Origin of the sequence: Haloferula sp., assembly GCF_049672945.1 — a bacterium.
GTDB lineage: Bacteria > Verrucomicrobiota > Verrucomicrobiia > Verrucomicrobiales > Akkermansiaceae > Haloferula.
In genome coordinates, this window is sequence record NZ_JBATWY010000095.1 from 1 (window position 1) to 6172 (window position 6172).

Annotated in this window: 7 protein-coding genes; 1 reads left to right on the forward strand and 6 read right to left on the reverse strand. The window is 56.4% G+C overall.

Features of this window, described 5'->3' with window-relative positions:
- A partial coding sequence (locus WBG04_RS08365) for a hypothetical protein (protein ID WP_424313953.1) occupies positions 1-293 on the forward strand: 293 nt, incomplete at its 5' end.
- On the opposite strand, the gene WBG04_RS08370 is transcribed toward WBG04_RS08365, so the two are convergent.
- The 6 genes from WBG04_RS08370 to WBG04_RS08395 form a co-directional block, all read right to left on the reverse strand.
- Positions 287-679, reverse strand: coding sequence for a hypothetical protein (locus WBG04_RS08370; RefSeq protein ID WP_424313954.1), 393 nt, complete (start codon positions 677-679; stop codon positions 287-289). The genes WBG04_RS08365 and WBG04_RS08370 overlap by 7 nt on opposite strands.
- A gap of 169 nt (positions 680-848) precedes the next feature.
- On the reverse strand, positions 849-1406 hold the full coding sequence (locus WBG04_RS08375; RefSeq protein WP_424313955.1) for a hypothetical protein: 558 nt from the start codon (positions 1404-1406) through the stop codon (positions 849-851).
- A complete protein-coding gene (locus WBG04_RS08380; RefSeq protein WP_424313956.1) occupies positions 1403-2740 on the reverse strand; it encodes a sulfatase-like hydrolase/transferase in 1338 nt (445 codons plus the stop codon). The genes WBG04_RS08375 and WBG04_RS08380 overlap by 4 nt, the downstream gene beginning before the upstream one ends.
- A 280-nt stretch (positions 2741-3020) precedes the next feature.
- The gene (locus WBG04_RS08385) at positions 3021-3893 is read right to left on the reverse strand and encodes a trypsin-like peptidase domain-containing protein (protein ID WP_424313957.1); all 873 of its coding nucleotides are present in this window, start codon (positions 3891-3893) and stop codon (positions 3021-3023) included.
- 41 nt (positions 3894-3934) lie between these two features.
- Positions 3935-5956, reverse strand: a complete 2022-nt coding sequence (locus tag WBG04_RS08390) for a PDZ domain-containing protein (protein ID WP_424313958.1) — start codon at positions 5954-5956, stop codon at positions 3935-3937.
- The coding region (locus tag WBG04_RS08395) for a hypothetical protein (protein ID WP_424313959.1) at positions 5946-6172 on the reverse strand (227 nt) is incomplete at its 5' end. The genes WBG04_RS08395 and WBG04_RS08390, both read right to left, overlap by 11 nt.

Genomic DNA, 6172 nt, shown 5'->3' on the forward strand with positions numbered 1-6172 from the left:
TCTCAAGTTCGATCTTGATTTGGATCGGGTTACGCGCTTATAAACAGGATGTTATGATCTTTGGAAATATCTGGAAATCAAGTGCAGTGGTGGTGCTGGTCTTGAGTCCCTTGCGGATGGACGCGCAGCCGTCGGTGCCCGGGGTGGGAATCGTGAACCTCAATTGGGCGATCATCATGACGCCCGAAGGCTATTCGGATGTCGCGGTCGACAACCGGCCCGGATTCGAGGGGCGCGAGTATCTTTCCAGAGAATGGGCGGCGGCGGTTTTTTATACCGGCGGAGCTCAGTAATAGCCCCGGCGATACGGGCCGGCGTAGGGGCCCCAGGTTCCCCAGCCGTAGGCGGCTTCCATCTGCATTTCGGCGGCGACGCGCTGGTCCTGCGCGACCTGCTGTTCGACGGCGCACTTTTGATACTGCTCGTGCTCCTTCGGCCCGCCGACGTAGACGACCCCCTGTTCGGGATCCTTGTAGCCGTAGACCATCTCGCCCTTGATCTCCTTGTTGTAGAGCTTGTAGGGCTCCATGTTGTTGTAGATCTCGGTCTGCTTCTCAGTGTTGGGTTTCTTCGGCTGGAATCCTGACGCGGAGAGAAGGCGTTTGGTATTCGAGGAACCGACACCGGCACAGGAGGCGAGCAGCAGGGCGGGGACGAGAAGAAGGAGGAGTTTTTTCATGACTGTGGGAAAGTAGCGATCCGGGAGTTTTCTTGTCGCAAACGGAACCTGCCAGAATCCGCCGGTTCATCAATACTTGAACATGTCTGCCACGTAAGCGCCTCAAAGCAGTGCTTACCAACTAGTCAGGAAGAGAAAGTTGCCCACAACAATCCGCTTCTCCGACGACTTAGAGTCCCATTCTCGAATCGGACTGTTGTGGACAACTTTCAAGAGAAACCCGCCGCTTCGCGGCGTTCAGGTACCGCTTTCCACCCACAGTTTTGGCGGAAGAGGCATAAAACAAGGTTGGAGTTTCAGCGTCCTGATCCGTCCCGGCATCAAACTCCATGAATTCATTGTTAACGATCGTCCGCCTCACGATGCTCCCCTTCGCATCCGGATGGTCGATTTTGGTTCGGTGCTCAACGTTGGCCGGATGAATCAATCCTAACGGATGCACTCGAGCTTTATCGCTGACAACTACAACCTTTCCCGCAATCGAGTGCGGAATAAACTCCATCCCAGAAGGTTGACCACGCCCACCACCAGAAAACACGTCACTCACGCTGAAGTCGGCACGAAGAGTCACGTGATTCGTCGCCAGACCATCACTCACTTCCAAGTCACTCGTGAGCTCAAGGTTAGATCTCGTAGAACCTACGATTTCGGTAAACAGGCCCACATCTTGCCAAGGATGGCTTCCAACTCGGGTAAGGTTCTGATATTCGTCGACGTTGTCCTTCATTTCGGGACAGACTTAATCCACTCCTCGTGGAGCTCCCTGAGTTTTCGAACTATGTCCGGATAATCCTTCGCGAAGTTCGTTTGCTCGCCTTGATCGAGCGAGAGATTCGAGAGCCATGGGCTTTCCACTTTGGCCTGAGGTATTCTCGCTCCCGTATCGAGGGGGTGCATGATAAGTTTCCAGTCACCTTCGCGCACGGCCCAACTCCTGCCATTGACCCAGTGCAGCACGGCATGCGGCGAAGGAGCAGTGGCGGATTCAATGACGGGCAGCAGGCTCTTGCCATCCAGATAGGGATTCAGAATTTCGGCACCAGTGAGCTCTGCGATGGTCGGCAGCCAGTCGCAGCCATGGGCGAGTTGATCGCGCACCTCGCCTTGAGGGAGCTTGCCGGGCCAACTAATGATCGCCGGCACGCGGACGCCGCCTTCGAAGAGCGAAAACTTTGCTCCGCGAAACGGACCCGAGCTACCGCCACCGAAGTGCGCGCGGTCCTCGGCGGAGTAGCCGTGATCGGATTGGAAAATGATAATCGTATCCTCGCGGAGACCCAGTGTGTCCACGCGCTCTAGCAAGAGCCCGATACGTTCATCGAGCGTACTCAGAAATGCCGCGTAGAGATTCCGAGGATAAGGCACATCCTTGTAGTGCTCCAGCCACTCCGGGGTGCCTTGATATGGATAGTGCGGCACACTCGGCGCAAAGTAGATGAGGAACGGGTTTCCCTTGTTCTTTTCCATGAATTGCCCTGCCTCTTCCACCATCAGGTCAGGGAAATACCTGCCTGGCATTTGGACTTCCTCACCGTTGCGCCACAGGTCGTGGCGGTTCGGACCGCTCCAGTAGAAGAAGTGGGAGAAGTTATCGATGCATCCTCCCATGTGGCCAAACGAGTAATCGAATCCCTGCCCGAGCGGCATCGTCTCCAGCGAGAAACCGAGGTGCCATTTGCCAATGTGTCCAGTCGCATAGCCGGCCTGCTTGAGCGTTTCAGCGATTGTAACCTCACTCGTCGGCATGCCCGGTTCTCCGAGAGTGGATGGAGCGTTTCCAGCCATCCCCGCACGCGGCGGAAAGCGACCGGTCAGCAAGCCGGCGCGGGATGGCGAGCAGACCGGAGCGGCTGCGCAAAACTGAGTAAACCGCACCCCACGCTTCGCTAACGAATCGATGTTCGGCGTCTCAATATCCTTCGATCCGTAGCAGCCTGCATCAGCCCATCCGTGGTCGTCGGTGAAAACAATAATGACGTTGGGACTCCGTTTTAGGGTCTCCACAGCGTGGGCACCCCCGACTAAGATGAAGAGGAGAGCGTGAGGTAGAAGCATTTTCATGTAGCTGGATGAGACCCTTTGAGTGGTCGCTGAGGTCAACAATATACCTTTGCCGCGCAGCAGATCTGACAAATGTTAGATTTACCCATTCGAATCCATGCATGATTGAGCGCAACACGGGGGGGAACTCAAATGAGCTTGGAATCCGGCCTCTTCGAGTTGTCCTCCAGAGGTTAGATCCGAATGGGCACTGCAGCTGGCGACCAAGCGCGATTTGTTGGATCCTGGTCACAAAAAAAGCGGCGAGCAGATGCCCGCCGCTTGTCGCGTCATCCGCCGATCATTCCTCGTCAGAGGAACTTTCGTCTTCGTCTTCGCTGACGACTTCAGGCTTAGCCTCCTTAGCTTGTTCTGCGATTTTGGCAACTTCCGCAGCAGGCAGGACGACCGGGGTCATTCTGCCCGCACCGCCGCCAAGGCCACTGGATGGTTTGCGAACAACGGTGATCCCGAGAAGCTTACCAGAAGAGAGAAAGACCGGGCAGCCTGTCGAATCCATGTCCACACGGTAGAACCTGCGGGGTTTGGTGGTGATGCCGGAGATTTCACCGGAGCTCATCGCAGGTTCACGATTGAGAGATTCGTCCATGCGGTCGATCCCAATGCAATCGTCGAGGATCTTTCCTTCCGACGAGTCGGCGAGATCGATGGAGTGGATCTCAACGCCCGATGCCTCATCGCTATCCATGCGCAGCTTGATGAAGCCGAGTCCAAGATCGACATCCTTAAGCACGAGGTCAGCCGGGATTTCGGTGCCATCGGGCATGATGACCTTGATCTCAGTCACTTCGGATTCGGATTTCAGCTTAATCGGTCCCATTGGGGTGTTGACGGTCTGTCCGTCCATCATCGATGATCTATCGAGCTTGCCGAGTGCCGTGACCAACAGGCCGTCCTTGCTGATGAAAGTTCCAGTGGTTTCGACGGTGGTCTCTCGCTCCTCTCCTGAAAGCTTCGACTTGATCTCAGCCGGAGCATCGCCATCGACGGACATGGAGGTTTTAGCGATCACACTCAGCCACACCACGGAATCTGCGTGTGCTTGATACAACTTGGAGGCGGTAGCCTGGAGTTCAGGTGAGGCGGCATGGAGTGGAGCGAAGCCGATGGAAGCTGCTGCAAGAATGCGGATGAGGATGGCGGTTGGTTTCATAAAATCTTGATGATATGGTGATTACTGGCAAAGGTTTGATCTTACCAGCGTGGCTCGATTTCGAGGAATTGGGTGTGGGTTCCCCGCTGGACGAAAAAAACGATGCTACGAGGTTTGGACTCGCGGTAACTCATGAGTTCCTTCTTGAGTTCATCGACGGTGGAAACCGGCTGGTAGTTGATTTCCAAAAGTACGTCACCAGACACCAATCCGCCGAGTGCTGCCCAGCCGTTGCTTTCGACCTTCTCGATCAACACCCCGGTTTGACCGATTTCAGATAGCTGACGTTGTTCATCGGAAAGGCTGCTGGCGGTGAACTCGAAGCGATCATCCTCGAAGTCAGATGTGCCGCTGTCCGGGTCTGGCTTGGCTTCGAGCTGCACTTCGAGAACCATCGGCTCACCACTGCGGACGATGTCAAATTTAATGGAGGCATCGCTCGAGTAGCTACGAATCAGCTCGGGAAGCACGCCTTGATCTTCCGGACGTCGGGCGGAGATCACACGCCCATCGAGCTTGAGCAGAAGATCGCCATTCTTGAACCCAGCGCGGCTGGCGGGCGAGTCATCCGTCACCGCGGTAACCCGCACACCACGTTTGCCCTTCACTCCAAGGGCTTCGGCAAGATCGTCGGTGATGACTTGAATGTTGGCTCCAAGCCAAGGCTTGTCTGCAGTACGCGGACGCTGGGACTCGAGCTCCGGACCCACCTCGACAACTGTGACCAATGATTGTAGTCCGCGCTCGAATTCGACAAGTACCGGCGCGGGCTTCGTGAGTTCCTTGGTGAACTTATCCGTGAAGGCCTCCAGCTGAGCTAGATTTTGAATGTCTTCACCATTAAGTCCAACGATGATGTCATCGACGCTGAGGGGAGGCTTGCCTTGGCCAGATGGACCGGCCTTTTTGACAGAATCAACTAGCACGCCCTCGGTGTTCTCGCGTCGCTTTTCCAACGCGGAAACTTTCGTCAGATCCCTCAGGGAAAGCCCCCAGCTGCGAGCCTCGGACTCCTTCGCTTGGTTGGGCTCGCGGACTTCAGTGGTCAGCGTCCAAGCCTTCGCCTCGCCATCCCGCGTACCAGTGAGAGTGACATTTGTGCCTGGGGCGGTGCCGAGAACCATGGCGTTGAAAACCGGGAGATCTTCTGGAGCGTGGCAATCCGCCACCAATTCTTCGCCATAGTGCGTGATATAATCGCCTGCCTTGATGCCGGCTTGGTCGGCAGGGCTGCCTTTCCAGACGGATGAGACCAGCACACCCTGACCGATCTCTCCACGGCGAAGGAGCGGTTGAGGCTCGAGCCCGATCCATGAGCGGGTGATCCCGCCGCTCTTGATCAGTTCCGCAGCCACAGACTTGGCAAGGTTGGATGGGATCGCCCCCCCTAGAGACGCGATACCGACCTCATTCACGCCCACGATTTCACCGGCTAAGTTGACGAGTGGTCCGCCCGAGTTACCCCCGAAGATCACCGCATCGTGACCGATCCAACGCACGAGTTCACCGACGCGTTCGCCATCGAGGCGCAGAGAAATTTGGTTGGGAGGCACGATCATGGCGGTGTTTGCCACGATCCCGCGGGTAATCGATTGCGAGAGCCCACCGGGACAGCCCATAGCGAGAACCACATCGCCAACCTCAAGGGCATCAGAATCGCCGAAGGTCGCTACGGCGAGAGACTCATCCGGATTGCGGCGGGTGGACAAATCGAGCTTGATCACAGCTAGGTCTGAAAGTGCGTCCGTGCCGATCAGCGTGGCATCGACCTTTTCGCGGTTCGAGAGCGTGCAAAGGAAGCGGGTGCCGCGACCTGCCACATGGTGGTTCGTCAGCACGTAGCCGTCAGACGAAATGATCGCGCCGCTTCCGCTACCTTGCTGTTTCTTCATACGTCCTTGCGAGCCCTCCTCCATCACCACGTGGATGCGGACCAGAGTGGGGTACATGCGCTCGATGGCCGGGCGAACATCGACATCGCCAGGGGAAGGCTCTGGAGCGGCGAGGGAAAATGGGGCACTGAGAACGGCAAACGCGAGGAGCGTGGAAATTTTAGATGTCATGGAAATTTTCAAGCATTGCTAAGGAAGCCTCGTTCAAATAGAGGTATTTGATCTGATCTCCAGAAAATAATGAACGGAAGCGAAATCGACCTAGCAGTCTGTCGGACTTGAGTTCAGCGGTGGTGTCGCGCGGCGGGGTTTGAATGGGTTTGGGGATCATTCCGAGCGACCTCTTGGCGGCTCGTCCTGGCGTATCCTGCTCTTCTTGGGTCGGGC

Excerpts from the sequence above, each read along its gene's own strand:
- WBG04_RS08370 (WP_424313954.1), bottom strand. The coding sequence starts at position 679 with ATGAAAAAACTCCTCCTTCTTCTCGTCCCCGCCCTGCTGCTCGCCTCC.
- WBG04_RS08375 (WP_424313955.1), bottom strand. The coding sequence starts at position 1,406 with ATGAAGGACAACGTCGACGAATATCAGAACCTTACCCGAGTTGGAAGC.
- WBG04_RS08380 (WP_424313956.1), bottom strand. The coding sequence starts at position 2,740 with ATGAAAATGCTTCTACCTCACGCTCTCCTCTTCATCTTAGTCGGGGGT.
- WBG04_RS08385 (WP_424313957.1), bottom strand. The coding sequence starts at position 3,893 with ATGAAACCAACCGCCATCCTCATCCGCATTCTTGCAGCAGCTTCCATC.
- WBG04_RS08390 (WP_424313958.1), bottom strand. The coding sequence starts at position 5,956 with ATGACATCTAAAATTTCCACGCTCCTCGCGTTTGCCGTTCTCAGTGCC.